Annotated in this window: 22 protein-coding genes; 10 read left to right on the top strand and 12 right to left on the bottom strand. The window is 73.8% G+C overall.

Annotated elements, in window-relative coordinates; genetic code table 11:
* Position 1: 1 nt before the first annotated feature.
* The 6 genes from A6Q81_RS04305 to A6Q81_RS04280 form a co-directional block, all read right to left on the bottom strand.
* Positions 2 to 817 (bottom strand): anchored repeat-type ABC transporter ATP-binding subunit, encoded by an 816-nt coding sequence (locus A6Q81_RS04305; protein WP_286689641.1) that lies wholly within the window; start codon positions 815 to 817, stop codon positions 2 to 4.
* Positions 814 to 1,803: a choice-of-anchor M domain-containing protein gene (locus A6Q81_RS04300; protein ID WP_286689640.1), complete on the bottom strand. Its 990-nt coding sequence runs from the start codon at positions 1,801 to 1,803 to the stop codon at positions 814 to 816. The genes A6Q81_RS04305 and A6Q81_RS04300 overlap by 4 nt, the downstream gene beginning before the upstream one ends.
* On the bottom strand, positions 1,803 to 3,362 hold the full coding sequence (locus A6Q81_RS04295) for an anchored repeat ABC transporter, substrate-binding protein (RefSeq protein ID WP_286689639.1): 1,560 nt from the start codon (positions 3,360 to 3,362) through the stop codon (positions 1,803 to 1,805). The genes A6Q81_RS04300 and A6Q81_RS04295 overlap by 1 nt, the downstream gene beginning before the upstream one ends.
* Positions 3,359 to 7,555: a TIGR03773 family transporter-associated surface protein gene (locus A6Q81_RS04290; RefSeq protein ID WP_286689638.1), complete on the bottom strand. Its 4,197-nt coding sequence runs from the start codon at positions 7,553 to 7,555 to the stop codon at positions 3,359 to 3,361. The genes A6Q81_RS04295 and A6Q81_RS04290 overlap by 4 nt, the downstream gene beginning before the upstream one ends.
* 62 nt (positions 7,556 to 7,617) lie before the next feature.
* Entirely contained in the window at positions 7,618 to 8,178 is a 561-nt protein-coding gene (locus tag A6Q81_RS04285; protein ID WP_286689637.1) for a hypothetical protein, read from the bottom strand.
* Between the two features lie 242 nt (positions 8,179 to 8,420).
* Positions 8,421 to 9,041: a hypothetical protein gene (locus tag A6Q81_RS04280; protein ID WP_286689636.1), complete on the bottom strand. Its 621-nt coding sequence runs from the start codon at positions 9,039 to 9,041 to the stop codon at positions 8,421 to 8,423.
* A 148-nt stretch (positions 9,042 to 9,189) separates the two neighbouring features.
* Here A6Q81_RS04280 and A6Q81_RS04275 point away from each other — a divergent pair, with 148 nt between their 5' ends.
* Both A6Q81_RS04275 and A6Q81_RS04270 read left to right on the top strand, forming a co-directional pair.
* Positions 9,190 to 10,038: an alpha/beta fold hydrolase gene (locus tag A6Q81_RS04275; protein WP_286689635.1), complete on the top strand. Its 849-nt coding sequence runs from the start codon at positions 9,190 to 9,192 to the stop codon at positions 10,036 to 10,038.
* A gap of 16 nt (positions 10,039 to 10,054) precedes the next feature.
* The gene (locus tag A6Q81_RS04270) at positions 10,055 to 10,357 is read left to right on the top strand and encodes a 4a-hydroxytetrahydrobiopterin dehydratase (RefSeq protein ID WP_286689634.1); all 303 of its coding nucleotides are present in this window, start codon (positions 10,055 to 10,057) and stop codon (positions 10,355 to 10,357) included.
* A 3-nt stretch (positions 10,358 to 10,360) separates the two neighbouring features.
* Here the strand turns inward: A6Q81_RS04270 and A6Q81_RS04265 are convergent, their stop codons facing one another.
* Complete coding sequence (locus A6Q81_RS04265; protein WP_286689633.1) at positions 10,361 to 10,996, bottom strand: vitamin K epoxide reductase family protein; 636 nt, start codon at positions 10,994 to 10,996, stop codon at positions 10,361 to 10,363.
* Between the two features lie 107 nt (positions 10,997 to 11,103).
* On the opposite strand from A6Q81_RS04265, the gene A6Q81_RS04260 reads away from it, so the two are divergent.
* Positions 11,104 to 12,546, top strand: coding sequence for a flavin-containing monooxygenase (locus A6Q81_RS04260; protein WP_286689632.1), 1,443 nt, complete (start codon positions 11,104 to 11,106; stop codon positions 12,544 to 12,546).
* 117 nt (positions 12,547 to 12,663) lie between these two features.
* Positions 12,664 to 13,308 (top strand): DUF998 domain-containing protein, encoded by a 645-nt coding sequence (locus tag A6Q81_RS04255; RefSeq protein WP_286689631.1) that lies wholly within the window; start codon positions 12,664 to 12,666, stop codon positions 13,306 to 13,308.
* On the opposite strand, the gene A6Q81_RS04250 is transcribed toward A6Q81_RS04255, so the two are convergent.
* Positions 13,277 to 14,056 carry a DNA-formamidopyrimidine glycosylase family protein gene (locus tag A6Q81_RS04250; RefSeq protein WP_286689630.1) on the bottom strand — a complete coding sequence of 260 codons (780 nt, stop codon included), beginning with the start codon at positions 14,054 to 14,056 and terminating at the stop codon, positions 13,277 to 13,279. The genes A6Q81_RS04255 and A6Q81_RS04250 overlap by 32 nt on opposite strands.
* Positions 14,049 to 18,599, bottom strand: coding sequence for an Lhr family ATP-dependent helicase (locus A6Q81_RS04245; protein ID WP_502692803.1), 4,551 nt, complete (start codon positions 18,597 to 18,599; stop codon positions 14,049 to 14,051). Before A6Q81_RS04245 ends, A6Q81_RS04250 begins: the two co-directional genes overlap by 8 nt.
* 141 nt (positions 18,600 to 18,740) lie before the next feature.
* Between A6Q81_RS04245 and A6Q81_RS04240 the strand changes: the two genes are divergently transcribed.
* Positions 18,741 to 19,775, top strand: a complete 1,035-nt coding sequence (locus A6Q81_RS04240; protein ID WP_286689628.1) for a DUF3048 domain-containing protein — start codon at positions 18,741 to 18,743, stop codon at positions 19,773 to 19,775.
* A gap of 36 nt (positions 19,776 to 19,811) precedes the next feature.
* Here the strand turns inward: A6Q81_RS04240 and A6Q81_RS04235 are convergent, their stop codons facing one another.
* Entirely contained in the window at positions 19,812 to 20,480 is a 669-nt protein-coding gene (locus tag A6Q81_RS04235) for a TetR/AcrR family transcriptional regulator (RefSeq protein WP_067855657.1), read from the bottom strand.
* A gap of 136 nt (positions 20,481 to 20,616) precedes the next feature.
* Between A6Q81_RS04235 and A6Q81_RS04230 the strand changes: the two genes are divergently transcribed.
* Complete coding sequence (locus tag A6Q81_RS04230; protein ID WP_067855659.1) at positions 20,617 to 21,141, top strand: hypothetical protein; 525 nt, start codon at positions 20,617 to 20,619, stop codon at positions 21,139 to 21,141.
* A gap of 96 nt (positions 21,142 to 21,237) precedes the next feature.
* Here A6Q81_RS04230 and A6Q81_RS04225 read toward each other — a convergent pair whose 3' ends face one another.
* The gene (locus A6Q81_RS04225; RefSeq protein ID WP_083516282.1) at positions 21,238 to 22,047 is read right to left on the bottom strand and encodes a MerR family transcriptional regulator; all 810 of its coding nucleotides are present in this window, start codon (positions 22,045 to 22,047) and stop codon (positions 21,238 to 21,240) included.
* 18 nt (positions 22,048 to 22,065) lie between these two features.
* On the opposite strand from A6Q81_RS04225, the gene A6Q81_RS04220 reads away from it, so the two are divergent.
* The 4 genes from A6Q81_RS04220 to A6Q81_RS04205 are packed head-to-tail and all read left to right on the top strand — an operon-like array spanning position 22,066 to position 25,630.
* Complete coding sequence (locus A6Q81_RS04220; protein ID WP_067855665.1) at positions 22,066 to 22,617, top strand: YqgE/AlgH family protein; 552 nt, start codon at positions 22,066 to 22,068, stop codon at positions 22,615 to 22,617.
* Between the two features lie 58 nt (positions 22,618 to 22,675).
* The gene (locus tag A6Q81_RS04215) at positions 22,676 to 22,966 is read left to right on the top strand and encodes a DUF3039 domain-containing protein (protein ID WP_067855668.1); all 291 of its coding nucleotides are present in this window, start codon (positions 22,676 to 22,678) and stop codon (positions 22,964 to 22,966) included.
* Positions 22,959 to 24,653 carry a DEAD/DEAH box helicase gene (locus A6Q81_RS04210; protein WP_067855672.1) on the top strand — a complete coding sequence of 565 codons (1,695 nt, stop codon included), beginning with the start codon at positions 22,959 to 22,961 and terminating at the stop codon, positions 24,651 to 24,653. The genes A6Q81_RS04215 and A6Q81_RS04210 overlap by 8 nt, the downstream gene beginning before the upstream one ends.
* 20 nt (positions 24,654 to 24,673) lie before the next feature.
* Positions 24,674 to 25,630 (top strand): alpha/beta hydrolase, encoded by a 957-nt coding sequence (locus tag A6Q81_RS04205; RefSeq protein WP_286689627.1) that lies wholly within the window; start codon positions 24,674 to 24,676, stop codon positions 25,628 to 25,630.
* A 673-nt stretch (positions 25,631 to 26,303) separates the two neighbouring features.
* On the opposite strand, the gene A6Q81_RS04200 is transcribed toward A6Q81_RS04205, so the two are convergent.
* Positions 26,304 to 26,927, bottom strand: coding sequence for a TetR/AcrR family transcriptional regulator (locus A6Q81_RS04200; protein ID WP_286689626.1), 624 nt, complete (start codon positions 26,925 to 26,927; stop codon positions 26,304 to 26,306).
* Positions 26,928 to 26,975 lie beyond the last annotated feature (48 nt).

Here is a 26,975-nt window from a genome sequence, read left to right as displayed (position 1 = left end):
GTCACACCGCCTGGAGCGCGCGCACGAGCGCGCTGTCGGGGCGGGTGCGAAACGTCTCGACCCATGCCTGCACGTCGGCGGCGACCTCGCGCGTCGGTCCGTCGGCGCGCACGGTCCCGTTCACGAGCACGAACCGGTCGCACTGGTCGACGGCGCCGACGAGGTCGTGCGTCGACATCAGCACGGCCAGCCCGTCGTCGGCGAGCTCGCGGACGAGGGAGGTGATGAGGTCCTGGGCCGGCACGTCGAGCCCGGTGAGGGGCTCGTCGAGGAGCAGCACCGACGACTGCAGCACCAGCGCACGGGCCAGCAGGACCCGCTGGCGCTGACCTCCCGACAGCTCGGCCACGGGCCGGTCGGCGAGGTCGCGCACGTGGGTGCGCTCGAGCGCGTCGGCCACGGCGCGCCAGCTCGCCGCACCGGGACGCCAGCCCGTCCAGCGGGTGCCGGTGAGGCCCGACGCGACCATGTCGGCGACGCTCACCGGGAAGTCCCAGGCGACGTCGACCCGCTGGGGCACGTGGCCGATGCCGGAGCGCCCCGGCCGCACCGGGCGACCGTCGACGACGACCTCGCCGCCCCGGCGGGGGACCACGCCGAGCACCGCGCGCATGAGCGTGGTCTTGCCGGCCCCGTTCGGCCCGACGAGCCCCACGACCTGTCCCGGCTCGACCCGCAGCGCCACGTCGCGCAGCACGGCCCGACCGGCGAGGTCGACGGCGAGGCCGGAGACGCGCAGCCCACGCTCCACGGTCGGCGCGGGCCGGCTGCGTGCCGACGACCCTGTGACGTCCGGCGAGGTGCCGAGGGCGGTCATGCGACGTCCGTCCCGCCGAGCGCGCGGCGACGCTGGGCGCGCAGGCGGACGACGGCGACGACGGCGCCGACGAGCAGCAGGACCGCGAGCACGGCGATGGCCGCGACGAGCGCCGTCACCAGGGTGCCGTCGTCGTCGCCCGTCGTGGGTGCAGCGGCGACGTCGGTCGAGCCCGGGGTCTGGGTGCTGCCGCGCCACGTGGCGGAGAGCGCCTCCTGCGGACTCGTGCCGTCGCCGACCGCGAACCGCAGCACCTGCGTGTCGGTGGCGGTGCCGCCGTCGACGAGGTCGGCGATCGCGCTGACGCGCACGAGGTAGACGCCCGGCTCCGTGAACACCCAGTTCGCGTGGGTGTGCGTGTTCACGTCGACGAAGAAGTCCTGCCGGGCGTCCTTCGCCGACGTCCACAGCACCTCGGGCTCCTCGAACGACCCGGACTGCAGGTACGTCACCAGGCGGCCGGGGCCCTGGACGCCCTCGAGACGCAACGTCATGCCTCGGTCGATCGTCTCCATGACCCGTGGCTCCTGGGTGTTCCACCCGACCCACGGGGCGCCGGCCGCCTGGGTCTGCGGCAGCGCCCACACGGTGCTGCCCGGCTTCGCGCCGAGGAACGTGTACGTCGGGTCGTCGGGAGCGGGCAGGCGGACGGCGTCCGGCACGGCGAACACCGTCTTCTCGGGCAGGCGCCAGGTGCTCTGCTTCGACGGGTCGGCTTTCGCGGTGTCGTCGTGGACGAGGAAGCGCCACGTGCCGTCGACGTAGGTGGGCCCGAGGTCGACGTGGCCGCTCTCGAGCACCTTCACGTCGGTGACGACGGGGTCGTCGCCGCGCACGGTCTGGCGCAGGTCGGGGTCGTCCTCGGCGGTCGCGCCCGACGGGACGAGCGCCACCAGGACGGCGGCCAGGGCGACCAGCCGCCACGGGCTCCTCCTGGACGTGGAGCGCGACGGGCGCGGGCCGCCGACGGGGCGGGTGGAGGGCATCACGGGTTCTCCTGGGGTGCGAGGCACTGGACGAGGGAGCGGGCGTTGTGGCGGACGAGCTGGGCGTAGCTGCGCACCGTGGCGTCGAACGCGTCGCCGTAGAGGGGGCAGACCTTCACGTGCTGCTCACGCGCGACGTCGACGAGCGTGCTGGAGCGGGCTCGCAGGTTCGGCTCGAGGAACACGGCCGGCACGTCGAGGTCGGCGATGGTGCGCGCGAGCCGGCGACGGTCGGCGAGCGACGGCTCGATGCCGGGGTGCGGGGTCACGAAGCCCGACACCTTGAGGCCGTAGGCCTTCGCGAGGTAGCCGAACGCGTCGTGGGAGGTCACCAGGTGACGCCGCGACGTCGGGATGCTGCCGACCGCGCGGCGCATCGTGGCGTCGAGGCGGTCGAGCTCGCGCAGGTAGTCCCTGGTGCGGGCGCGGTACACGGACGCACCGGCGGGGTCGACGTCGACGAGGGTGTCGCGGACGAGCTGCACGTACGCCATGACGTTGCGGACGTCGTGCCACAGGTGGGGGTCGATCTCGCCGTGCACGTGCTTGCCGAGGACGGCCTGCGGCAGCTGGTAGACCCCCGTGCCCGGGCGGCCGAGGAACCGCAGGCTGCGCTCGGCCGGCACCTCCGAGAGCGCCTTGGTCGGGACCTCGACGACGACGTCCTCGAGCGGGAGGGTGCGCTGGCTGTGGTCGCCGCCGCCGTCCGGGTCGTAGCGCACCACGAGACGGCCGGTGTCGACGTCGGCGGCGAGGTCGGCGTGACCTCCGTCGACGACCACCGCGTCGTCCACGCCGGCGCGTGCCGGGTCGACGCCGACGGCGAACGTGAGGGTCCCGGCGCCGCGCGGCACCTCCTGAGCGTCGTCGTCGACCTGCAGCGCCGCCTCGAACCGCAGCCGGTACACGCCCGGCTCGGTGAACGCCCACGACATGTGGGTGTGTGCGTCGAGCGGCAGCACGGCGGTGTCGTCGTCGTCGAAGCCGTCGGCCGACCCGAAGGTCACCGTCGTGTCGCCGAACGTGCCGGTCAGGTAGGCCCAGGCGTCGCCCGGTCCCGTCGCGGCCGTCGCCGACAGCCGCACCTGCGACGCCCGGTCGGCGCCGAAGGCCGCGCCGTCGCCGATCGATCGCAGGCCGAGCCACGGCGTGTCGAGGCGGAGGTTCTCCACGAGCGGGATGACCTCCGCGGCGTACTTCGTCGCCCCCTCGGCGAGGGCGACGTTCGGCGCGCCGGCATCGATGTTGGCGTCGAGCACCTTGACGACGGCGTGCTCCTCCAGCAGCGCGTAGTTGCTGAACGCGGCGTCGGCGTAGGCGGCGTCGCGCGCCGACCGCAGGGTCGGTTCGAAGGAGTGCGGGTCGGCGCCGTCGGGGACGATCGAGACGACGTTCACCCGGTTGCCGCCGACCTGCTGCACGAGGTCGCGCAGCAGGCCCGTGGTGGTCACCACCTGCACCCGACCGTCCTGGTCGGACAACCGCGGCGGGGGAGCGCAGGAGGTGACCGCCAGCGAGCCCGCGAGCGCGAGCGTCGCGAGCCGGGAGGTCCGTCTCACGTGGCCGTCCCGTGGAAGCGTCGACGCCACCAGAGCGCGCCGGCCGCCGTCGCGAGCAGCAGCCCGCCGAGGACCCCGAGCAGGAGCCTGACCGGCCCCTTCTCGAGCGCGGCGAGCACGCGGTCGGCGGCCCCGTCGTCGGACTCCGGCACCAGGCCTCTGGCGACCGCGGCCGCCTCCGCCCTGTCCTGCGCGGCTGCCTCGGCCGACTCCTCGAGCGTGCGGTCCTGGCTCGCGACGTCGGACTGGGGCAGCGCACCGCACCCGCCGCCGGACGCGGCCGCCGCCGGGTTCACGTCGCCCACCGCGAAGGTCAGCGTCGAGCGGTCGGAGACGACCTTCCCATCGGCGCGGGTGGCCTGCTGGGTGAAGGCGACGCGGTAGAAGCCCGGCTTGCTGAAGGCCCAGTTGGCGTGGGCGTGGACGCCGAGCGGGATGCTCGTCGTGCCGGGGCCGTCGAACACCATGCGCTCCACCCCGCCGAACGTGCCGGCGGTGTAGACCCGTAGGCTGCCGGGACCCTGGACCGACTCGAGGCGCCAGCGGACGGACCCGCGGACCTGGCTCGTGTCGAGGCTCTCGGTGTTCCAGCCGAGCCAGACGAGGTCCGGCACCTGGGTCTGGGGCACCTGGTAGATCGAGCTGCCCGCACGGCCGACGGCACCCAGCCCGGCGGGGAGCCGGACCTTGCTGCCGGGCTTGACCCAGAGCACGACGTCCTTCGGGTCGCGGTAGACCTTCGCGCCGGAGCCGTCGGTCCCGACGAGCGACCGGAGCCGGCCTCCGACGAGACGCGTGGCGTAGTCGACGTGCCCGGACGAGATCACCGTCGCCCGCTGCGGCACGCAGGTCTGACCGGCGGCGAGCGCGGCGCGCGCTCCGGCCCCGCCTGCACCCGATCCGCCGTCGCCGGACCCGCCCGATCCGCCGCCCGAGCCCCCCGGCCGAGGTGCCGTCGGCACGCGGGGCGCGGCCGTGAGCGTCACGTGGTCCCACCCGACGAGCTCGCCGGAGCGCCGCTTGACGACGAGCCGGTGGTCGCCGGTGCGGGCATCGGCGGGCATCCGCACGCGCAGGGCACCGGACGCGTCGACCTGGGCCCACCCGAGCCAGCGCGGTCGGCTGTGCAGCCACACCGACACCCACTCGCCCGCGTCGACGCCGGGAACCGAGACGAGCGCCTGCGACCCGCGGACGAGTCCGTCGCGGCCGTTGAGCACCCGGACGCCGCCGGTCGTGGCGTCGGTCAGCGACGCGTCGGGCACCGGTCGGGTGTCCGCCGTGCCCGGTCGGCCCTCGGTGCGGAAGCAGGCCTTCGGGTCGACGGTGCGCAGGTCGGTGCGTCCGACGGCGACCGCGAGCGTGAACCGGTGCCGCAGGGTGCGTCCCGACGCCGACGTCGCCGTGCGCTCGGAGTCGAGGCAGTACACGCCCTCCGCACTGAACGCCCACGTGCCGTGCGCGTGCGTGCGCGGCGGGATCGTGAACGCGTCGGCGGAGGTGATGCCGTCACGCGTGTTGAAGCGGACGTCGACCGTGCCGAAGCCGTTGGGCACTGACGTGAACAGCGCCATCTCGCCCGGACCGCTCGCGCGCAGCAGACGCCAGCGCACGCCGCCGCGCAGCGTGCCATCCGGGATGGCCTCGGTGGACCACCCCGGCCACACGATCGACTCGTCCTGGGTCTCGGGCGCCAGCCACACGGGGTCGCCGGCCCGGCCGAGGAACGCGAGGTTCGCGCCCGCGGGGATGCGCTGCGCTGCCTGCCGGCCGACGTGCAGCACCGTCGACGCGAACGGACGCCAGGCGACGTCGCGACCGGTCGCGCTGTCCTTCACGTGGGTGGTCAGCGCGCCGCGGAGCACCCGCGATGCGAGGTCGACGTGGCCCTCGTCGATGATCGTCGCGCCGGCGTCGTTGCGCCAGCCGTTCGGCGCGTCGTAGACCGGGTCCTTCTCGTCGACCGGCGGCGTCGGGCTGCTCGTCGGCGTGGGGCTCGGGGTCGGTCCCGGCGTCGTCGGGGACGGCGTGGGCTCCGGCTCGGGGTCGGACGGTCCCTCCGGCTCGGCGCCCGCGGCGCACGTCGTGCCCAGCGCACCGTGCTCGGCCGCCCGCCACCACGGGCTGTCGGGGTCGGAGGGCCGCACGGGACCGTCGACGACGAGGGTCAGGGTCGCGTCGCGGCGCTCGCCGCGACCGTTCGTCCAGCGCAGGTCGACGCAGTACCGGCCGGGCAGCGAGGCCTGCACCCGCACGCCCTGCACCGTCTCCTCGCGGGGTCGCAGCGTGCGCGACGAGCGGGAGGTGTCGTCGGACCGTGCGTCGTCGAGGTGCAGGGGCCCCGGGCCGCGCATGCGCAGCAGTTCGAGCGTCTCGCCGCCGTCGGAGGCGGGCACCCCGAGCGTGTCGAGCCGCAGGGTGCGGGTCGAGAGCAGCTGCAGGGAGTCGAGGTAGCTGCGCACCGTGGGGTTGCGCAGGTGCACGACCGTGTCGTCGAGCCGGGTGTAGGCGACGGGTCGCTGGCGTGCCGTGTTCCACGAGGCGGCCGCGATGCCGGCGTTCGTGGTCGGGTGCAGCGACACATGGCCGTCGTCGGTCACGACGTGCGGGCCGGGGCCCGACGTCAGCTCCGTCGGTCCGGGGGCCGGCTCGGTGGGCGGCGGCAGACGTCGGGCGCACGGGGTGACGCGGTCGGCGTCGACGGTGTCGCCGACCACCATGGTCAGCCAGTCGCGACGGACCTGGAGGTCGCCGGCGATCTCGGTCTGCGCCGACACGGCCAGGCAGTACACGCCCGGGGCGCTGAACGACCAGTTGTAGTGCGCGTGGTTGCGGACGCTGGCTGCAGAGAGCACCGCGGGGGTGCCGGAGGGCAGCACGCCGCCCCGCGTGCTCACCAGCACGTACGGGCTGGAGGAGCCGGTCCAGATCGAGAGGTCGCCGGGCGGACGCCCTCCGTCGGGGCCGGCGACCTGCTCGATCGCCATGTCGGTGCGCCGACCGTTGGCGACGAGGGCGTCGTCCTCGGAGCTGCTGCCGATCCAGGGGAACGCCTTCGTCCCGCCCTCGACGGAGCCCGACGACTGCGGGCTGTTCCACAGCGGCTGCCCGGACGTCCCGAGGAAGGCCCAGTCGTCGCCGGACGGCACGGTGGTGCGGAGCAGGTCGGGGTGGACGACGACCAGGTCGCGGTAGGGCACGCGGCCGTGACCGTCGACCGAGGCGTCGAGCACGAGGCGACGGTCGGTGTCGCCGACGATCCTCGGCGCGACCACGTCGGCGTGCCCGCTGCGCATGACGTACGTCGGGTCCTCGGGCTCCGGAGTCGGCTCAGGGGTCGGTTCGGGCGTGGGCTCGGCGGTCGGCTCAGGGGTCGGTTCGGGCGTGGGCTCGGGGGTGGGCTCGTCGGTCGGGTCCGGCGTCGGCTCAGGGGTGGGGCCGCTGGCCGACGTCCCGCACGCCGCGTCGTCGGGCACGGCGTCGCCGACGGCGAAGCGCAGCGTCACGGGCGCGCTGCGGGCACGGGCCGTCATGGTCGACAACGTGCCCTCGACCGAGAGCGACACGCAGTAGAGGCCGGGTCGGGTGAAGCGGTGCACCCAGTGGCCCACGAGTCCGCCGGTCGTGTTCTTCGCCGTCCTCAGCACGCCCTCGCGTGACTGCTCGGCACCGTCGGCGCCACGTCCGGTGCCCATCGGCGTCACGAACGCGAACTCGTCGTGGGTCAGGAGCGGTCGGGCCAGCCCGCTCCACGGCTGGCTGTAGTCGTAGCGGTAGGTCTGGTAGGTGCCGCCGGCCGGGCCGACGACGTCGTCGATGCGGTAGGTCAGCGTCGGGTCGCCCGCCGCGCGCGCGGTGTAGGAGAGCGCGACGGACGGCGCCACGCTGTCGTCGGTGGTGGACCCGCTGATCCAGGCGCGCTCACCAGGCGTGCCGAGCGTGCGGTGCGCCGGGGTGTCCGGCAGCTCGTAGGACGTCGCGTCGCTGATGCGGAACGTCGGTGCGGTCGGCGGCGTGACCCAGTCGAGCGCGATGCCTCCGTCCGCGGTCTTCACGGTGCGGAGCACGTGCTTGCCGGTGGCGACCGAGCCGTCGGCGGCGACGGTCGGCACGGCGGACAGGGTGAGCCCGACCAGGCAGGCCGTGAGGGCCGTGACGAGGGCGGTCGCAGGAAGTCGGAGGGACGAGCGCATGGGGACCTTCGCAGGGGAGGGGTGCCTCGGGGCGGCAGCGTGTGCCGCCCCGAGGCGGGGTGTCAGGAGCCGGCCGTGATGTTCAGCGGCGAGAGGGTCTCGGCGAAGGCGCCGTCACCGGTCTCGACGTCGAGGCTCACCGCGTAGCTGGTCGCGGTGGCGCTGGCCGCGGGCAAGCGCCACGCACCGTGGACGTGGTCGGCGGCCTGCGTGAGGGTCACGGTCGACGAGCCGCCGAACGTCACGCCCGAGTCGAGCGTGATGGTCACGGAGTCGGCGCAGACGCTCTCGGCACCGGCGGCGACCTCGTAGCTGAAGCCGAGGTCGGGCAGGGAGGAGTCGAGGTCGGCGTCGACGACCCAGGCGCCGCCGGTGTGGCTGACGCCGGCGCTGGACGCCGGGAAGGTCGCGCGGTGGTCGCCGATGTCGGCCGGGGCCACGTGCTGGCCGCCGAGGTGGCTGCCGAGCTCGTAGCTCGCGGCGCCGCCGGCGTCGGTGCACTCGAGCTCGACCACGTCGTTGTGGCCGGCCGGGATGGCCGTCTCGGCGTGGGCGGGGAGGCTGAACGCCACGGAGGCGGCTCCACCGGCGAGGACGGCGGTGATGAGACGTGCAGAGGACATGCTTCTCCTTCGATCCGTCCGGGGGCAGCTGCCGACCGGACGTGGATGGGTCGGACGACCGCGGGTGCGGTCGTGGTGCTCTCTCACCGCCACTGACCGGGCGGCACGGCGGCCGCGTGGTGGCGGCCAGGTGCGAGCACCTTAGGCAAGAATGAGAATCATTGTCAAACACGCACGAGAACATGCGCGCGCATGACGACGCCCCCGCCCGCGGGTGCGGACGGGGGCGTTGGGGGAGGCGCTCAGGACGAGGAGTCGTCCTGGGTGTCGGGTGCGGCGGGTCCGCCGCGACCGGGACCGCCGGGGCCACCGGGGCCACCGGCCGGTCCGAGCAGGTCGGCGTCGAAGGCCTTCAGGACCGACGCCTTGTCCGAGGGACTGATCGTGCCCTCGTCGACGGCGTCGTCGAGCCGCTCCGACAGCGCGCTGCGCTCCTCGGTGCGGCGCTCGGTGCGGTCGGACTCGGCCTGCTTCTCGGCGGCGGCGAGCGCCGACTCGACCTTCGACTCCGAGACGCCGAGCTCCTTCGCCAGGGCGGCCGCCAGCTTGGCGTCACGCTGCTCGCGCTCGGCCTCGGTGGGCGGGGTCGGCTTCTCCCCGTCCTTCGGCTTGGCGGGCCGCAGGTCGTCGCGGACGGCGGCCAGCGCCTTCTCGACGACCGACTGCTCCAGCCCGAGCTGCTTCGCGATCACGGCGGCCTGCGCGTCGGGGCCGCCGTGCGGTCCGGCGGGGCGGGCGCTGCTGCTGGTGCCGCTGCCGGTCGAGGCGGTGTCCGCGGACGCGAGCGCCACGCCGCCGACGGCCAGGCCGGCTCCGGCCACGAGGCCGGCGATGCCGAGTCGGGCTGCGGTGGAGGTGTTCATCAGGTGACTCTCTTCCGTTGAGGTGTGTCCTCGTCGACGATGACGAGCGTTCCTGTCACGGACCTGTGCGCGACGTCAGGGAGTGCTGGGCGCCGGCCGCAGCCGTGCGAGGTGCGGTGCAGCCCGTACCGCCGGTATGGTCACCGACATGGCCAGGCGACGTCGGATCCACACGTTCTCCCACGACGGTCTCACGTTCGACGTGCGCGACACTGGGCCGCTCGACGGCCCGCCGGTCGTGCTGCTGCACGGCTTCCCGCAGACGTCGACGTCGTGGGACAAGGTCAGCGAGCTGCTCCACGGCGACGGCTACCGCACGATCGCGCCCGACCTGCGCGGCTACTCCCCGGGCGCCCGCCCGTCGGGTCGCCGGGCCTACGCGACCGAGCTGCTGGCCGAGGACGTCGCGGCCCTCCTCGCGGTCGTGGGGGAGCCGGTGCACCTCGTCGGGCACGACTGGGGCTCTGCGATCGGCTGGGTCGTGGCCGCGCGCCACCCCGACCGGCTGCTCTCCTGGACCGCCGTGTCGGTGCCCCACCCCGCGGCCTTCGTGGCCTCGATGGCACGCAGCACCCAGCTGCTGAAGTCGTGGTACATGGGCTTCTTCCAGCTGCCGGTGGTGCCCGAGCTCGTGCTCGCGCGGGCGCGTGGCGTGCGCGAGCGGGTGCTGCGCCACGCCGGCATGGACCGCGACCTGCTCGCGCGCTTCCAGACCGAGATGATCGACGGCGGGGCGTTGACGGGCGGCCTCGGCTTCTACCGAGCGCTGCCGTTCTCGGCCAAGGGTCTGCAGGGCACGGTGCGCGTGCCGACGACCTTGGTGTGGAGCACCGGCGACGTCGCGCTCGGTCGCGCCGGCGTCGACCTGACGCCGCGTCACGTGGACGCGCCGTACGAGCTCGTGGTGCTCGAGGGCGTCAGCCACTGGATCCCCGACCACGCCCCGCAGGTGCTGGTCGACGCCATCACCCGACGGGCTCGCGCGGCCGCTGCCTGACGCGTACGGTCGGGACATGGACGAGCCCTTCGACCCCGCCCGCGTCACCCAGGCGCTCGAGCACCTGCCCGGATGGGAGGGTGACGCGTCGGGCCTGACCCGCACGTACCACTTCGAGAGCTTCGCCGACGCCATCGGCTTCATGGCCGCGGCAGCCCCGCGCATCGACGAGATGGACCACCACCCCGAGTGGACCAACGTCTACGACCGGGTCGACGTGCGGCTCGTCAGCCACGACGTGAACGGCGTCAGCGGCCGCGACGTGCGTCTGGCCGAGGTGCTCGACGAGCTCGCCGGCGCCGCGGCCGGTTCGTCCTGACCGTCAGGCCCAGAGGTTCTCGCCGAAGCGGAACCAGATGGCCGACAGCACGGCCACGTACCAGAGCACGATCACGAGCAGCGTCCAGTTGCTGAGGAACCGCGTGACCGCGGAGCGCGGCGCGAAGGCGCGCAGGTTGCGTGCGGTGACCACCACGAACAGCGGGATCATGAACGTCCACACGACCATGCACCACGGGCACAGCTTCCCGATGTCGTAGATGCTCTGGTACTGCAGCCAGGTCACGAAGCCGATGCCGAAGAGCACGCCCACCTGCAGCCCTGCCCACACGAAGGCGGGGAGGCGGACACCGGCGAGCAGGAGGACGGCGAGCGTCACGACGACCGTGAAACCGACGATGCCGATGATGGGGTTCGGGAAGCCGAACGCGGACGCCTCAGGGGTGTTGATGACGCCACCGCAGCTGACGAACGCGTTGAGGTCGCAGTTCGTCGTGCCCTTGCCCGTCTCCGCGAGGTCGGTCAGGTATCGGACCTTCTCGATGGTCAGGGTGATCGCCGCCAGCAGTCCGACCACGCCGGCGACCAGCATGAACCACCTCGGGTCGTGGACGTCGGCGTCGCCGGCCTCCCTCGTGTCGGGGGTCCGGTCACGGTCGTCCTGCAGCACGTCGCTCACGCCGCCGATCGTAGTGGAGGGCTGGTCGTCGGGACAGAGCGTCTTGACGCGCTCCCGTACCCCGCGTACGGTTTCAGATACCGTCGGTATCTGAAAGAGGTTCATGCATGGAGCACGTCGACGTCGTCATCGTCGGGGCCGGTCTGTCCGGCATCGGGGCCGCCTACCGGCTGAGCACGATGAGTCCAGGGTCGAGCTACGCGGTCCTCGAGGCGCGCGACGCGATGGGCGGCACGTGGGACCTCTTCCGCTACCCGGGCGTCCGCTCGGACTCCGACATGTACACGCTCAGCTACCCGTTCCGGCCCTGGACCCACCGCAAGGCCATCGCCGACGGCGCCGACATCCGCGAGTACATCCGCAGCACCGCCGACGAGCACGGCATCGCCGAGCGCATCCGCTACGGCCACCGCGTGGTCGGCGCCAGCTGGTCGTCCGACGACGCGCGCTGGACCGTCACGAGCGAGGTCGACGGCGAGCTCGTCGAGCAGACCTGCTCCTTCCTGTTCATGTGCAGCGGCTACTACGACTACGACGAGGGCTACACGCCCGACTTCCCTGGGCTGGAGGACTTCGGCGGGACCGTCGTGCACCCGCAGTTCTGGCCCGAGGACCTCGACTACGCGGGCAAGAAGGTCGTTGTCATCGGCTCCGGCGCCACCGCGATCACGCTCGTGCCGTCGATGGCCGAGCGCGCCGGTCACGTGACCATGCTGCAGCGCTCGCCCACCTACATCACCTCGCTGCCGCAGGAGGACGCGATCTCCGCGGGCCTGCGCAAGGTGCTGCCCGCGGGCCCGGCCCACCGGGTGACGCGGCTCAAGAACGCCGCCACGGCGATCGGCTTCTACGAGTTCTGCCGCCGCTTCCCGTCGGCGGCCCGCAAGATCCTGCTGAACCGCGCCCAGGGTGCCGTGCCCGAGGGCTTCGACCCGCAGCACCTCACCCCGAGCTACGACCCCTGGGACCAGCGGCTCTGCGTCGTCCCGAACGGCGACCTGTGGCGCACGCTGCGTCGCGGCCAGGCGTCGATCGTGACCGACCGGATCGACTCCTTCGACGAGACCGGCATCCGTCTCGTGTCGGGCGAGCGCCTCGACGCCGACGTCGTCGTGACGGCCACGGGCCTGAAGGTCGTCGCGCTGGGCAAGGTCGCGATCGACGTCGACGGCGAGAAGGTCGACCCGAACGAGCGCTTCGTCTACAAGGGCCTCATGATCAGCGGCGTGCCGAACCTGGCCTGGTGCATCGGCTACACGAACGCCTCCTGGACGCTGCGCGCCGACCTGTCGTGGCAGTACGTCGCCCGGCTGCTCGAGCACATGCGTCGCCACGGCTACGTCGCCGGCATGCCCGACCCCGACGCCGTGGGCGGGCAGGGCGCGCCCGCGCTCGACCTGCAGTCCGGCTACGTCCAGCGTGCCGTCGGCGTCCTGCCCCAGCAGGGCAAGGAGCGTCCGTGGACGGTGCGGCAGAACTGGTTCCTCGACGCCTGGGACAACCGCCGCACCGACCTCGACGAGCAGATGATCTGGACGAAGGCCTCCTGACCCTTCCTCCCACCCCCTGAGCGTGACGTTTGCGGGCCGGATCGGCCGTTCCCACCCCGCGAACGTCACGCTCAGCGGTGTGGGGGAAGCCGGGTGGGGGACGACTAGGGTGGGCCGGTGCGCATCGACCAGCTGACCCTGCGGGCCGCCGGCGGCGCGCTGCTGCTCCTCTCGCTCGTGCTGGTCCTGGTGGACCTGACACGGCTCGTCGAGGAGCCGATCCACTGGATGCTGCTGGGCGACCTCGGGCTGGTCGTGCGATGCGTCTTCGCGGCGGCGGGACTGCTCGTCGTGCTGTCGTCGCGGCTCGTCGGCCGCGCGCTCGACCCTGAGCAGCGGCGTCGGACCGTGCCTCTGCTGCTCGGCGTGCACGGCGCCGCCCTCGTCGTGTTCGCCTTCACGACCCCGACCTACGCGACGGCGATCGGCGAGCGGTCCATCAACGTAGTGACGCCTGCCTCGGCGGCAGTCGGAGACCTCGCGCTGCTCGTCGCGTCCACCGCGCTCCCTGCGGCGATGATCGTCCAGGCCGCGCGCTGGCGGCGCGACGAGACGACCGCGCCGCGGGCGAAGGGCGCCTTCGTGGCCGCAGTGGTGTCCCTGTGGGCGTCGCTGGCCTACTCGCTGGCCGACCAGGGCACGCTGCCCGCACCCGGTCTCTGGCAGCGCGTCGCGTTCGTCGTCGCCTGGGTCTGGCTGGCGGTCCTGCTGCTGCGCACCGCGGGCGACCTCACGTCTGGCAGTGCGGACACCAGAAGGTGATCCGCTCGCGGCCCGGCTGGTCGCCGAGCTCGCCGTCGCGCAGCGGGGTGCCGCAGCGTCGGCAGCGGGCGTGCTCGCGCCGGTAGACCCAGCGCTCCTCGCCCTGACGGGTGCTGCCCGTGAACGTCCGCTCCACCCGCGCCTTGTTGACGTCGAGCAGGCGGTGCCCGCGCGCGACCACGCGCCCGACGTCGGGCACGTCGCCCACCCGACGCGTCGGCAGCAGGCCCGACAGGAACAGCAGCTCGTTGACGTACTCGTTGCCCAGCCCGGCCAGGTTCCGCTGGTCGAGCAGCGCCACGAAGATCGGCCGGTCCGGGTCGGACTCGACCCGACGCGTCGCCTCCGCGAGGTCCCAGTCGGGGCCGAGGAGGTCGGGCCCCAGGTAGGCCAGCGCGTCGTCGTCGTTCTCGCGCTTGAGGATCTCGAGCAGGCCCAGCTGGAAGCCGATCGCCTGGTGCTGCTCGGTCTCGAGCACGATGCGCGCCGTGTGCGCCGGACGACGCCACCGGCTGCCCCGGCGCAGCACGTGCCACGCACCCTCCATCTTCAGGTGCGAGTGGATCGACGCGTCACCGACGCGGATCAGCAGGTGCTTGCCGCGGCTCAGCACCTCATCGACCGTGCGGCCGGACAGGTCGAGCGTCGCCCACTGCGGCACCCGCACGTCCGAGCGCACCAGCTCCCGGCCCTCCAGCACCTCGCGCAGGTGGTGCGCCGTCCGCCAGACGGTGTCTCCTTCAGGCATGGCTGGACCGACCGGAGGAGGCGGGGCGACGGGCGGTGTCGCTGCCGCGCCGCAGGTCGAGCCGCAGGCCCTTCGGGTGCCGGTCGAAGCCTGCCGCGAGCAGCGCCTCGCCGGTGGGCGTGGTCCCGGCCGGGCGGCCGTTGACCGACTCGACCGTGAGCCGCGGGATGCGCCCCGACCGACCAAGGCCCGCGACGGCCCGCGCGGCGCGGGTGAGGACGTCGACGTCGTCGGTGAACGCCAGGCACGAGCGACCGCCGCGCTCGAGGTAGAGCACCGCGCGACCGTCGTGCACGGCCACCAGTGCACCGGCCTTGCGGGCCGGACGGTGCTTCAGGTCGTCGGCCGGGTCGACGACGTCAGGCCAGGGGAGCGCGGCACCGAACGGCTGGGCGGGGTCGGTGGCGGCGAGCACGACCGCGTCGACGTCGGCCGGCTCGTCGTCGGGGCGCTCGAACGAGCGCATGCGGTCGACCGTCGCCGACGACGCGAACTGGGCCGCTCCGAGGGAGTCGACGTAGTACCCGCGCAGCACCGAGCCGTTCTGCTCCAGCTCGCGCAGCACGCGGTAGGCGCCGGCGAACCCGCCGGGCGTCTGCTCGGCCACCACCGCACCGCGGGTGACCACGCCGTGCCGCGCGACGAGCGCCTCGGTGCGCGCCACCTGCAGCGCGGCCTGCTCGGCGGGGTCGTCGCCGGGACGTTCCACTGCGAACCACCGCCCCGACGCGACCGGTGGGCCGAGGCGCGCGGCCCGGGGTGAGGCCGCCATGCCGCGACGGGCGTGCAGCCGCGCGCGCGGGGTGGAGCCGCCGCGTGAGCGGTGCGCGCCGCGGCCGCCCAGCCGGGCGCGGACCGGGGCGTAGGAGTCGCCGGCGACCCGACCCGACCAGACCAGCTGCCACAGTGCCTCCACGACCGCGTCGTCGGAGACCGGCCTGCCGTCGTCGGTGGCCAGACCCTGGGTGAGCTGGCGGAACAGGTAGGCGCCGCCGTCCTCGAGGAGCGACAGCAGGCGCAGGCCGAGCTCGTCCGGCTCGACCGGGTCGCGGCGTGCGGGCAGCACGAGGTCGGCCGGGTGCAGCTGCACCCAGCCGTCGCTGCCGGCGAGCGTGCCCGCTCCGGTCCAGACGACCTCGCCCGCGCCGAGCAGCTCGTCGAGCTGGGCCGGGCTGTAGTCGCGGACCCTCGACGGCAGCACCAGCGACTCCCAGGCCGACGCGGGAAGCGGCACACCGGCGAGCTGGTCGACCACCGCGAGGACGCCGTCGAGACCACGCAGCGACCCACCGACCTCCTGCCACGAGGGCAGGAAGCGGGCGAAGGTGCGCGGCTCGACCGGCTCGATCTGCTGTCGTGCGGCGGCGAGGGAGCGGCTGCGCAGCCGGCGCAGGACGTCGGTGTCGACGTGCTCGGTGCCCACGGCACCCGGCCGGAACTCGCCCTCGACGAGCCGGTCGTCGCGGGTGAGCCGACGCAGCACGTCGAGCACCACGGCGCGGCCGAGGCCGAACCGGGCCGCCGCCTCGTCGGCCGTGAACGGGCCGTGGGTACGGGCGTAGCGCGAGAGGAGGTCGCCCAGGGGATCGGCTACCGGCTGCAGGAGGGCGTCCGGGATGCCGAGCGGCACCACCACCCCGAGCGCGTCGCGCAGGCGGCCCGCGTCCTCGACGACCACCCAGCGAGGCTCGCCGGCCACCGGCAGCTCCACGACGCGACGGGCGTCCTGCAGCTCCTTGAGCGCCGGCACGGCGTCGTCGACGAGGCGCGCGTCGACCTCGTCGGTGGTGAGCGGACCCAGCAGTCGCAGCAGGTCGGCGGCGCCCTCGACGCCGCGCAGACGACGGTCCTCGGCGAGTCGCTGCAGCTCGGCCTCGGTGCGTTCCAGCACCTCCGGGTCGAGCAGCTCGCGCAGCTCGGCGCGGCCCAGAAGCTCCGAGAGCAGCGTGGGGTCGAGCGAGAGCGCGGCCGCACGGCGCTCGGCGAGCGGCGTGTCGCCCTCGTAGAGGAACGTGGCCACGTAGCCGAACAGCAGCGTGCGGGCGAACGGCGACGCCGTGGACGTCTCGACCTCGACGATGCGCACGTCCTGCTGCGCCACCCGCTCGGCCAGGGTGGTGAGCGCGGGGAGGTCGTACACGTCCTGCAGGCACTCACGCGCCGTCTCGAGCAGGATCGGGAAGTCGGCGTGCTCGCGCGCGACGTCGAGCAGCTGGGCCGCGCGCTGACGCTGCTGCCACAGCGGGGCCCGGGCCCCGGGGTTGCGGCGGGGGAGCAGGAGGGCACGCGCCGCACACTCGCGGAATCGCGACGCGAACAGCGCCGACCCGCCGACCTCGGCCGTGACGACACGCTCGAGGTCGTCGACGTCGAGCGTGAACAGGTCGGCACCCGGCACGCCGGCGGCCTCCGGATCGGGGTCGTCGGCGGCCCAGGGCGACGAGGTGTCGGGGATGCGCGCGACGATGCCGTCGTCGGTGGCCACGACCGAGCCGTCGACGCCGTACCGCTCCAGCACGCGCGCCGCGACGACCAGCGCCCACGGCGCGTGCACGCGACGGCCGTAGGGGGAGTGCAGCACGACCCGCCAGTCGCCGAGCTCGTCGTGGAAGCGCTCGACGACCAGCGTGCGGTCGGTCGGCAGCGTGCTCATGGCCTCGCGCTGCTCGTCGAGGAAGGCCATGAGGTTGAACCGGGCCCGCTCGTCGAGGTGCTCGGGGGCGTGGCCCTCGGTGACCCGACGCAGGAAGGCGCCGATCGCCTCGCCCAGCTCGGCCGGGCGGCCTGCGGCGTCGCCCCGCCAGAACGGCAGCCGGGCGGGCTCGCCGAACGCCGGGGTCACGATGACGCGGTCGTGGGTGATCTCCTGGATGCGCCAGCTGGTGGCTCCGAGCGCGAACACGTCGCCGACGCGGGACTCGTAGACCATCTCCTCGTCGAGCTCGCCGACCCGCTTGGACGGTCCCTCGTCGACGCCGTCGGCCAGCACCACGGCGAACAGGCCGCGGTCGGGGATGGTGCCGCCGCTCGTGACAGCCAGCCGCTGCGCGCCCGGCCGACCCACGATGGTGCCGGCGTCGCGGTCCCAGACGAGCCGGGGTCGCAGCTCGGCGAACCGGTCCGACGGGTACCGCCCGGCCAGGAGGTCGAGCGTGGCCTCGGCGCCGGCGCGCATCCGTTCGGCCGTGACCGCCGCGCCCACGAGGTCGTGGCGGGTGGTCGGGTACACGAGACCGCGCGAGACCTCGCCGACCTGGTGGCCGGCGCGTCCGACGCGCTGCAGCCCGCTCGCGACCGACGGCGGCGTCGACATCTGCACCACGAGGTCGACGGCGCCCATGTCGATGCCGAGCTCGAGGCTCGACGTGGCGACGACGCAGCGCAGCCGGCCCGACTTGAGGTCGTCCTCGATGAGCGCGCGCTGCTCCTTGCTGACCGACCCGTGGTGGGCGCGGGCGAGCGCACCGACCTCCTGTGCGTCGCCGCGTCCCGACGCCGTGCCGCTCACGCCGGACACCCGGCTCGGCGGCAGCGTGCTCGTCGTCTCGGGCTCCGCGCGGGCCTCGCGGTCGGCCCACTGCTCGTTCAGGTGCGCGGTGAGCCGCTCCGCCTGCCCGCGGGAGTTGCAGAAGACGATCGTGGAGCGCACCTGGAGGATCCGCTCGACGACGTCGTGCTCGATGAAGGGCCAGATGCTGCCGCCGTTGTCGTCGGCGAGCGGGTCGCTGATGGACCGCGCGGCCGACCCCTCGTCGCGCACGACCTCGGCCTCCTGCGCACCGCGCGCCGACGGCGGCCGGGACAGCTCGGTCATGTCGTCCAGGGGGACCACGACGTCGAGCTCGAGGCGCGACGGCGACGGGGGAGCCACGACGTGGACGGGGGCGCGCCCGCCCAGGAAGCGGGCCACCTCGTCGTGCGGGCTGACCGTGGCGCTCAGCCCCACGCGTCGCGCCGGCTCGTCGAGCAGGTCGTCGAGACGCTCCATCGACAGCGCCAGGTGCGCACCGCGCTTGGTGCCCGCGACCGCGTGGATCTCGTCGACGATGACGGTGTCGACGCCGCGCAGCGTGTCGCGGGCCGCCGAGGTGAGCATGAGGAACAGCGACTCGGGGGTGGTGATGAGGATGTCGGGCGGGCTGGTGACGAGCGCCCGCCGGTCGCGTGCCGACGTGTCGCCCGAGCGGACGCCGACCCGCACGTCGGAGAACGTGTCGCCGCGGCGCGCCGCCACCTGCGTGATGCCGACCAGCGGCGACCGCAGGTTGCGCTCGACGTCGACCGCGAGCGCCTTGAGCGGGGAGATGTAGAGGACCCGGGTGCGACGCTCCTTCTCCGGCGTCGGCTCGTGCAGCAGCCGGTCGATCGCGGACAGGAAGGCCGCGAGGGTCTTGCCCGAGCCGGTGGGCGCCACCACGAGCACGTGGCGGCGCTCCGCGATCGCGGCCCAGGCCTCGGCCTGCGCGGGGGTGGGTGCGCTGAACGCGCCCTCGAACCACTCCCGCGTGGCCGGTGCGACCGTGCTCAGCGGGTCGTCGACCAGCCGGCTCGACGGCGCGTCGGCGCGGTCGTCGGAGGGCGTGGGTTCGGGCACGGCCCCATCGTGTCAGCCGGTGCCGACACCTGCGCGTCGTCCGGCGCAGGGTCCGACGTCGGGCGCCGCGCGTCAGGCAAGGTGGAGGTCATGACGAAGCACCGCCTCGCCGTCCTGGCCCCTGTCGTCGCCCCCGCCCTGGCCCTCGGGCTCGTGCTCTCCGGGTGCTCCTCGGGCCAGGACACGGAGGCGACTCCCGAGCCGTCGAAGGGTGCCGGCGGGACCATCGTCGAGACGTCACCGCTCACCGGCGAGGTCCTGCGCGACGGTCGGCCGGAGAACCCGGTGTTCCTCGTCAAGATCGAGAACACCGACGCGGGCGCGCCGCAGGTCGGGCTCGACCAGGCCGACCTCGTCGTCGAGGAGCTCGTCGAGGGCGGCCTGACCCGCCTCGCGGCGCTGTACTACTCGACGCTGCCGCGCAAGGTCGGCCACGTGCGGTCCATGCGCGCGACCGACATCGGCATCGCCTCGCCGGTCGGCGGGCAGATCGTCGCCTCGGGCGGCGCGTCCGGCACGTACGGCCTGGTCAAGAAGGCTGGTCTCAAGGTGTTCTCCGAGGACGAGGGCGCACCGGGGTTCAGCAGCGACCCCGCCAAGGTGCGCCCCTACAACCGGCTCGTGGACCTGCAGCGGCTCAAGCGGGCCAAGGCCAGCGACATCCCGGGCCCCTACCTCGACTGGACGCCCGCCAGTGGTACCGAGGCGTCGCCGTCGGCCTCGTCGTCGGCCGGGACGAAGCCGCGTCGGGTCACGCGGGCCTCGGTGCGCTTCTCGGGCTCCTCCACGACGCAGTGGAAGCTCTCGAGGGGCCACTGGGTGCGCACGAACGGCCACGCCTCCCGCGAGTTCCGCGCCGACACCCTCGTCGTGATGTTCGCCAAGGTCGGCGACGCCGGCTACCTCGACCCCGCGGGCAACCCCGTGCCCGAGACGCGGATGAAGGGCTCCGGTCGTGCCGTGGTCCTGACCGCCGACGGGGCGGTCGAGACCACGTGGCGCAAGAAGGTGAACCGCTCGACGCTGTCGTTCACGACGAAGGACGGCAAGCCGCTCACCATCGACCCCGGCAAGACGTGGATCGAGCTCGTCCCGCAGGGCGCGGGCGCGCTCTCCCTGCGGTGACCGGGAGGGGCTGATCGAGAGGCCGACCGGGAGGAGTCAGGCCTCGGCGTGCGGGTCGGTGAGCGACGGCAGCAGTCGCATGCCCGCGAGGATGCCGCTGATCGAGGCGAGCACCTCGGCCGAGGCCTGCTCCGCGTCGTCGGCGTCGGCGACGTACTCCGAGCTCGAGCGGATGGCGCCGAAGAAGATGGCGGCGTAGGCCTCGCTCAGCTCGTTCGCCCCGCCGAGGTCGTCGAGCAGTGCGTCGACCGTGCGCTTGACGATGCCGTAGGAGGCGGCCCGCTCGGCGACGGCCCAGCGCTCGTGCCCGAGCGCGACCGGCCCCTCCTGCAGGCAGATGCGGCGGAACTGCGGCTCCCGGCACACCTCGAGGAAGCCCTCGAGGCCGATCTGGGCGCGCTCCCACGGGTCGTCGGCGGCGTCGATGCGCTTCTCGATCTCGCGGGTGGCCTTCTCCTGCAGCCGGTCGAAGACGCTCTCGAACAGCGCGAGCTTGCTCGGGAAGTGGTGGTAGAGCGCACCCTTCGTGACGCGGGCGGCCGCGACGACCTCGTCGAGCGACGTGCCCGCGTAGCCGTGCGCGGCGAACAGCTGCGTCGCGTTGTCCAGGAGCGCGCGCTTGGTGCTCGAGGAGTAGCCCGTCCGGCGGGTCGTGCTGCGGGCGGCGCGGAGCACCTTCTTCTGCACCTTCGCGGGACTGGTCATGGCGCCCATCCTACGCACGCGTGGTGGTGAGCCTCACAGCACGCCAAGTTGCCTGACCTGCGCAGACGCAACATACTCGAAGTACGTACCGAGGGTATGTTCCCTCGAACGACGGTCCCCCGAAAGGAGCACCTCCATGACCTGGGATGCCTACAACCGTCGCAAGTCCGCCCTCCGCGAGGTCCTGCAGCTGGCCGACCGCCGCCGCGAGGACACCGCCGACCAGCTGCTCGATGCCACCCCCGGCGCCCGCGAGGCGTTCGGCGACGAGCTCTCCCTCCTCTTCGACGTCCAGATGGCCTGGTACCAGCGGCTCAGCGGCCAGCTCGACCGCACCGTGCTCGAGGGCGACGCCCCGGCGACGGTGGCCGTCGAGGCCTGGGTCGCCGCCGCTGCCGCCATGCCTGGGGCCCGGGCCCTGCTCGACGCCCACCGCGACCGCCCTGAGCTCGCGAAGGCCTTCGCCAAGGAGCAGGCCCTGCTGGCCGTCTCCGCCGGGGTCTCCAGCTGGCACCCCGACCTCCTCGGCCAGGGCGAGCGGATCGTGGCCGAGGCCCGCGACCGCGCCGTCCACGCACCGGTCGACACGCTGCCGTCGCGCGACGGCGAGGGTCGGGCGAGTGCCTTCATCGCCCGGCTGCGCAACGCGCTCGCCGCCTGAGCGGTCCCCCTGACGTCACCCCGTCCGCGCCTTCTCCCTCCCTCCCGGCGCGGGCGGGGTGATCCCCTTCCTGCGGGGCGCGCGGGTCGGCCGTCGTCAGCCGTCGGTGGCCGCAGGAGTGGCGCGACCGCGCAGGCCCACCTCGGCGAGCTGCTGGCCGATCTCGGCGTCGATGGCCGCGGCCAGCTCCTTGCGGAACATCGCGTACGTGACCTGGCTCGCCACGGGCAGGAGCTTCTCGACGGCCCCGAGGACCTCCGGCGCCTCCTCGGGCGGCAGTCCGCGGTTCAGGAACGGCTGGGCGATCGCCTTCACGGCGTTCTCGACGAAGGAGTCCGCGATCTCGCGCAGGTTGCGCTGCAGCAGCGGGAACAGCTCGATGATGTCCTTCGGGGGCAGGCCGAGGGCGACGGCGGCGGCGCCGTTGCGCACGATCGCCGGCTGCACCAGCAGCACCGACTCGTGGTCGTCCTCGACCCAGGCCGCCAGCCCGAACTCGACCAGGGCCTCGATCAGGCCGTCGTCGCGGCCGACGTTCGCGAGCGCGGCCAGCGCGTCGCGGCTCATCAGCTCGGGCTCGACGTCGTTCCAGGGCTCGTCGAGCAGGTGCAGCAGGTCCAGCGCCGGGGCGGTGGCCGACGCCGGGCTCGACAGCACCGCCTTCTCGACGGCCGCCAGCGTGTACCCACGGTCGAGCAGGTCGCGCACGAGCTGCAGCCGCTGGAGGTGTCCGCGGTGGTAGTAGCCGGTGCGGCCCTCGAGACGAGGCGGCTCGATCAGTCCTCGCGCCGCGTACGCCCGCACGTTCCGGACGGTCATGTTCGCCCGCGCGGCGAGCTCGTCGACGGTGAACTCGACGTCCCCGTCGGCGTCGTCCGGCCCGGCTGGCCCCTCCGTCACTGACATGCGGGCATCATAGGGGGCATGGAGACGCTCGCCGGTCGACTCCTCGTCGCCACCCCGGAGATCGCTGCCGGCCCGTTCGCGCGCAGCGTCGTCCTGCTGCTCGACCACGACGAGGACGGCGCCCTGGGCGTGGTCCTCAACCATCCGCTCGAGGCTGACGTCGAGGACGTCCTGCCGGCGTGGGCGGCCGTGGTCGACGCGCCCGACTGCCTGTTCCAGGGCGGACCGGTCGCCACCGACGCCGCCCTGGCGGTGGGTGTGCTCGGCTCGTCGGCCGTCCCCGTGCCGGGCTGGCGGTCGATGACCGGCCCCTTCGGCCTCGTCGACCTCGACGGGCCGCCGCCGCAGGACGGCGCGCTGCGCGGCCTGCGCGTGTTCGCGGGGTACGCCGGGTGGGGGCCCGAGCAGCTCGAGGGTGAGCTCGAGGAGGGGTCGTGGCTCGTCGTCGAGGCACGCGACGACGACCTGCTGTCGCCCGTGCCCGAGCGGCTGTGGCGCGACGTGCTGCTGCGCCAGGACGACGACGTGCGCCTGCTCTCCACCTATCCCGAGGATCCCGGCCTCAACTGAGCCGCACGTCCACCAGCCGGGTCCGGGGGCGCTCGACCGGTCGCCTGCAGACGTTACGATGAGCCACGTGGGATTCTTCGGCAGCGGCACCCAGACGGTCCAGGACGAGCGCACCGACCTGCGCGGGGACGAGCGCCTCGAGGACGGTGACCACGAGCGCTTCAGCCACTACGTCCCGAAGGACACGCTGACCGAGGCGATGGTCATGGGCACCCCGTGCGTCGCGCTCTGCGGCAAGGTCTGGACGCCCAGCCGCGACCCGCAGCGCTTCCCGGTCTGCCCGGAGTGCAAGGAGATCTGGGAGGGCATGCAGCCCGGCGACGAGGGCGGCTCCGGCTCGGATGCCTAGCCAGCGCCTCCGGGCCTGGCAACGCGACGCGTTCGAGCTGTACTCGCGCAGGGAGCCGCGCGACTTCCTCACCGTCGCGACGCCCGGCGCCGGCAAGACCACGTTCGCCCTGACGATCGCGGCCGACCTGATGCACCGCGGTGTGGTCGAGCGCGTCGTCGTCGTCACCCCGACCGACCACCTCAAGACGCAGTGGGCGCTCGCCGCGTCGGGCCTCGGGATCCGGCTCGAGCCGGCGCTCTCGGGCGCGCTGCCCCCGGGCTTCGACGGCTACTGCGTCACCTACGCCGGCCTGTCGGTGAACCCGAACGGCCACCGCGTGCGCATCGACGCCCGCAAGACGCTGGTGATCCTCGACGAGGTGCACCACGCCGGCGACTCGCTGTCGTGGGGCGACGCCGTGCAGGAGGCGTGCGAGGGCGCGGTGCGTCGGCTCTCGCTCACCGGCACCCCGTTCCGCTCCGACGACAGCCCCATCCCGTTCGTCACCTACGAGCCGCAGCGCGACGGAACCAAGCAGAGCGTCGCCGACTACTCCTACAACTACGGGCGGGCGCTGCGCGACGGCGTCGTGCGGCCCGTGCTGTTCATGGCCTACTCCGGCCAGATGCACTGGCGCACCCGCGCCGGCGACGAGGTGGCCGCGCGGCTCGGCGAGCCGCTCACGAAGGACGCCACCGCCCAGGCCCTGCGCACCGCCCTCGACCCGGAGGGGTCGTGGATGCCCACCGTGCTGCGGGCCGCGCACCGACGGCTCCTGGAGGTCCGGCGCGACATCCCCGACGCGGGTGGTCTCGTCATCGCCTCCGACCAGGACTCCGCCCGTGCCTACGCGCGCCTGCTCACCGACCTGACGGGGGAGCGGCCCACCGTCGTGCTGTCCGACGAGGCCGGCGCGAGCGGACGCATCGCCGAGTTCTCCGCGTCGATGTCGCCGTGGATGGTCGCCGTGCGGATGGTGAGCGAGGGGGTCGACGTGCCGCGGCTCGCCGTCGGCGTCTACGCCACCACGATCGCCACGCCGCTGTTCTTCGCGCAGGCCGTGGGCCGCTTCGTGCGCGCCCGACGTCGCGGCGAGACCGCGTCGGTGTTCCTGCCCAGCGTCGCCGGTCTGCTGGCCCTCGCCGCCGACCTTGAGGTCGAGCGCGACCACGTCGTCGGCCGGCCGGTGAAGGACGAGGACGACCTGTTCGCCGCGGAGGCCGAGATGCTCGCTCGGGCGCAGGCGGGGGAGTCGGCGTCGGCCGAGCTGGAGCAGGGCACCTACCAGGCGCTCGGCAGCGAGGCCGACTTCGACCGGGTCCTCTTCGACGGCGGCGAGTACGCCGCGCAGATCTCGGACTCCCTCGACGACGACGACCTCGACTTCCTCGGCATCCCCGGCCTGCTCGAGGCCGACCAGGTGGCCGAGCTGCTGCGCGCCAAGCGGTCGAAGGCGTCGGCGGCCGCCCCCCGCGCCGTCACCCGCACCGCGGAGGACGTCGCGCACGAGCGGCGCAGCGAGCTACGGCGCGAGCTCAACGGGCTCGTCGGCGCCTGGCACCACCGCACGGGCCAGCCGCACGGCGTCACCCACGCGCAGCTGCGCACCGAGACCGGAGGGCCGGCTGCGGCGCAGGCCACCGTCGAGCAGCTGCAGCGTCGGATCGACCTGCTGCGCCGGTGGGCCCTGCGCGCGTCGGGCTGAGCGGCACTAGCGTGGGGCGCATGTCGCTTCCTCTCAGGACCCGTGTGTTCGGCGTGCTCGTCCGTCTCGGCTCCACGCCCATCGAGGAGGTCGACGACCTCGACAAGGCGCGTCGCGAGCGCCTCGGGCTGCAGCGCACCGCGATCGGACGCTGGCTGTTCGGCACGGCCGACCCGTCGGTGCGCACCACCGAGCACCACGTGCAGGTCGACGGTCGCGCCCGGCGCTTCCTGCAGCACCGACCCACGGGCGCCGCGAGCCCCGGCTCGGCACCGCCGGTCGTGCTGAACCTGCACGGCGGCGGCTGGGTGCAGGGCAATCCCGAGCAGTCGGCCTGGTTCGCGAGCCGGGTGGCTGCCCGGACCGGCGCCGTGGTCCTCTCCTTCGACTACCGACTCGCGCCTGAGGACCCGTTCCCGGCGGCCGTCGACGACGCGTGGGCGGCGCTGCAGTGGGTCGTCGAGCACGCGGAGGAGCTCGACGTCGACCCCGACCGGGTGGCCGTCATGGGCGACAGCGCCGGCGGCGGGCTGGCCGCGACGACCGCGCTGCTCGCGCGCGACGCCGGGGCGCCCAGGCTGAAGGCCGAGGTCCTCATCTACCCGGGTGTCGAGATGTACGACCGCTGGCCGAGCGAGGACGAGTTCGCCGACGCGCCCGTGCTGTCGTCGGCGAACATGCGCGCTTTCGTCCGCCTCTACCTGCGCGACCAGCACGGCACCCTCGACTGGCGCGCCTCGCCCATCCGCGCCGCGTCGCACGCCGGACTGCCGTCGACCCTCGTCCTCGTCGCCGGCCACGACCCCCTCTCCGACAACGGCCGCCGCTACGCCGAGACCCTCGGCGAGCAGGGCGTCCACGTCGTCCTCCAGGAGTTCCCCGACGCGCTCCACGGCTTCGTCAGTCTTCCTGGCGTCAGCCCCGCCGCCACCCAGGCCGTCGACGCGACGGCGAGGTTCCTGCGCGACGTGCTCTGACCTATGGGGCTGCGGTTGGCGTGACCTTGCTGGTGCGCTCCCGTCGTGGGTCTTGACTCGGGTGGTGCGCTGCCGCAGGGGGGCTGGGCTTGCTGGTGCGCTGCCTCGGCTTTCGCTGGGGGTGGTCTCCGAAAGGGCCTCGACCGGGCGGCTGGCAGCAGCGTTGGGTTGGGCACTCGGGCTGTGGCCCGCGTGGGACTTAAGAATCTGCGTTGGTGGGTTCAAGCCCAAGACTTCTGCGTTTGCTACGGGATCCCGTCACCGACGCAGAAGCGTTCGACCTCGAACGCGTGAAGGAAGAATCGTGGGTGCACCTGCTGCCATGTCTGGCGCTCTCAGCGGTGGATCTACCACCTGTAGACCGCTCAGAAGGTTGCAGATCCACCGATGGCCAGCGCGAACGCGGAATCTTGCGTTGAACGAGAGCGACAGCCCCGAGAACCCGAGCCGCCGCCCGCCCAGCCGCCCGGTCGAGGCCCTTGCGGAGCGCAGGTTCACGACAAGCCGCGCCGGCGCAGCCCCACTCGAGCGAAAAGTCACGCCGACGCGGCCGCAGGTCGACGAGAAGCCGCACCGACGGAGCCCCAGGTCGACGAGAAGCCGCACCGACGCAGCCGCAGGCCGAGCGAGAACCCACTCCGACGCACCCGCAGGGCGAGTAGAGCGGAAGCCATCAGCCTCGCAACATCTCCGGCACGACGTCGTCGACGATCGCGAGCAGGGTGCGGCGCAGGAGGGTGTGGACCTGTGGGCGGGTGAGGACGTCGTGCAGGAGCCACTCGCGGGCGGCGGACCGGGCGAGGTGGCCGTAGGTGCGCACGAGGGCGCGGAGCAGGTCGCGGTGCGCGGGGTCGTCGCCGAGGTGGACGGCGTCGAGCACGCGGTCGACGGTGGTGTTCTCGGCCTCGGTCAGGATCGCCTCGAGCTCGGGGTCGCGGCCCATGACGAACGGGTCGGCGGCCGCGATCCACGTCGTGCCCGACTCCTGCAGCGCGTCGAGGTACCAGGCGACGGCGGCGTCGATGCGCTCCTCGACCGTCCCGTCCGGCAGCTCCTCGACGGCCACCGACGGCACGGTCGACGCCTCGCGGACGACCTCGAGGTACAGGTCGCGCTTCGTGCCGAAGTAGTGGTTGATGAGTCCGCGCGCGACGCCGGCGTCCTGCGCGACGTCGGCGAGGGAGACGGCGGGGTAGGGGCGGGCCGCGAACGCCGCGGTGGCGGCCGCGAGGATCTCGGCGCGGCGGCGGTCCGCGTCGAGGCGCTGGAAGCGGGGACCGTCGGGGCTCGTCGTCACCCGCCGAAGCCTGCCACGACCCCGCGCCGCCGCGCAGCCCCATCGCCG

The sequence above is a fragment of the Aeromicrobium sp. REDSEA-S38_B2 genome, assembly GCF_001628525.1.
Classification (GTDB): Bacteria; Actinomycetota; Actinomycetes; order Propionibacteriales; family Nocardioidaceae; genus Aeromicrobium; species Aeromicrobium erythreum.
The sequence above is the reverse complement of the archived record's forward strand: the minus strand, read 5'-3'. Positions and strand labels throughout refer to the sequence as shown.

Coding starts and splice junctions, on each gene's coding strand:
- A6Q81_RS04305 (WP_286689641.1), bottom strand. CDS start 817: ATGACCGCCCTCGGCACCTCGCCGGACGTCACAGGGTCGTCGGCACGC.
- A6Q81_RS04300 (WP_286689640.1), bottom strand. CDS start 1,803: ATGCCCTCCACCCGCCCCGTCGGCGGCCCGCGCCCGTCGCGCTCCACG.
- A6Q81_RS04290 (WP_286689638.1), bottom strand. CDS start 7,555: ATGCGCTCGTCCCTCCGACTTCCTGCGACCGCCCTCGTCACGGCCCTC.
- A6Q81_RS04285 (WP_286689637.1), bottom strand. CDS start 8,178: ATGTCCTCTGCACGTCTCATCACCGCCGTCCTCGCCGGTGGAGCCGCC.
- A6Q81_RS04280 (WP_286689636.1), bottom strand. CDS start 9,041: ATGAACACCTCCACCGCAGCCCGACTCGGCATCGCCGGCCTCGTGGCC.
- A6Q81_RS04275 (WP_286689635.1), top strand. CDS start 9,190: ATGGCCAGGCGACGTCGGATCCACACGTTCTCCCACGACGGTCTCACG.
- A6Q81_RS04270 (WP_286689634.1), top strand. CDS start 10,055: ATGGACGAGCCCTTCGACCCCGCCCGCGTCACCCAGGCGCTCGAGCAC.
- A6Q81_RS04260 (WP_286689632.1), top strand. CDS start 11,104: ATGGAGCACGTCGACGTCGTCATCGTCGGGGCCGGTCTGTCCGGCATC.
- A6Q81_RS04250 (WP_286689630.1), bottom strand. CDS start 14,056: ATGCCTGAAGGAGACACCGTCTGGCGGACGGCGCACCACCTGCGCGAG.
- A6Q81_RS04240 (WP_286689628.1), top strand. CDS start 18,741: ATGACGAAGCACCGCCTCGCCGTCCTGGCCCCTGTCGTCGCCCCCGCC.
- A6Q81_RS04235 (WP_067855657.1), bottom strand. CDS start 20,480: ATGACCAGTCCCGCGAAGGTGCAGAAGAAGGTGCTCCGCGCCGCCCGC.
- A6Q81_RS04230 (WP_067855659.1), top strand. CDS start 20,617: ATGACCTGGGATGCCTACAACCGTCGCAAGTCCGCCCTCCGCGAGGTC.
- A6Q81_RS04225 (WP_083516282.1), bottom strand. CDS start 22,047: ATGTCAGTGACGGAGGGGCCAGCCGGGCCGGACGACGCCGACGGGGAC.
- A6Q81_RS04220 (WP_067855665.1), top strand. CDS start 22,066: ATGGAGACGCTCGCCGGTCGACTCCTCGTCGCCACCCCGGAGATCGCT.
- A6Q81_RS04215 (WP_067855668.1), top strand. CDS start 22,676: ATGAGCCACGTGGGATTCTTCGGCAGCGGCACCCAGACGGTCCAGGAC.
- A6Q81_RS04210 (WP_067855672.1), top strand. CDS start 22,959: ATGCCTAGCCAGCGCCTCCGGGCCTGGCAACGCGACGCGTTCGAGCTG.
- A6Q81_RS04205 (WP_286689627.1), top strand. CDS start 24,674: ATGTCGCTTCCTCTCAGGACCCGTGTGTTCGGCGTGCTCGTCCGTCTC.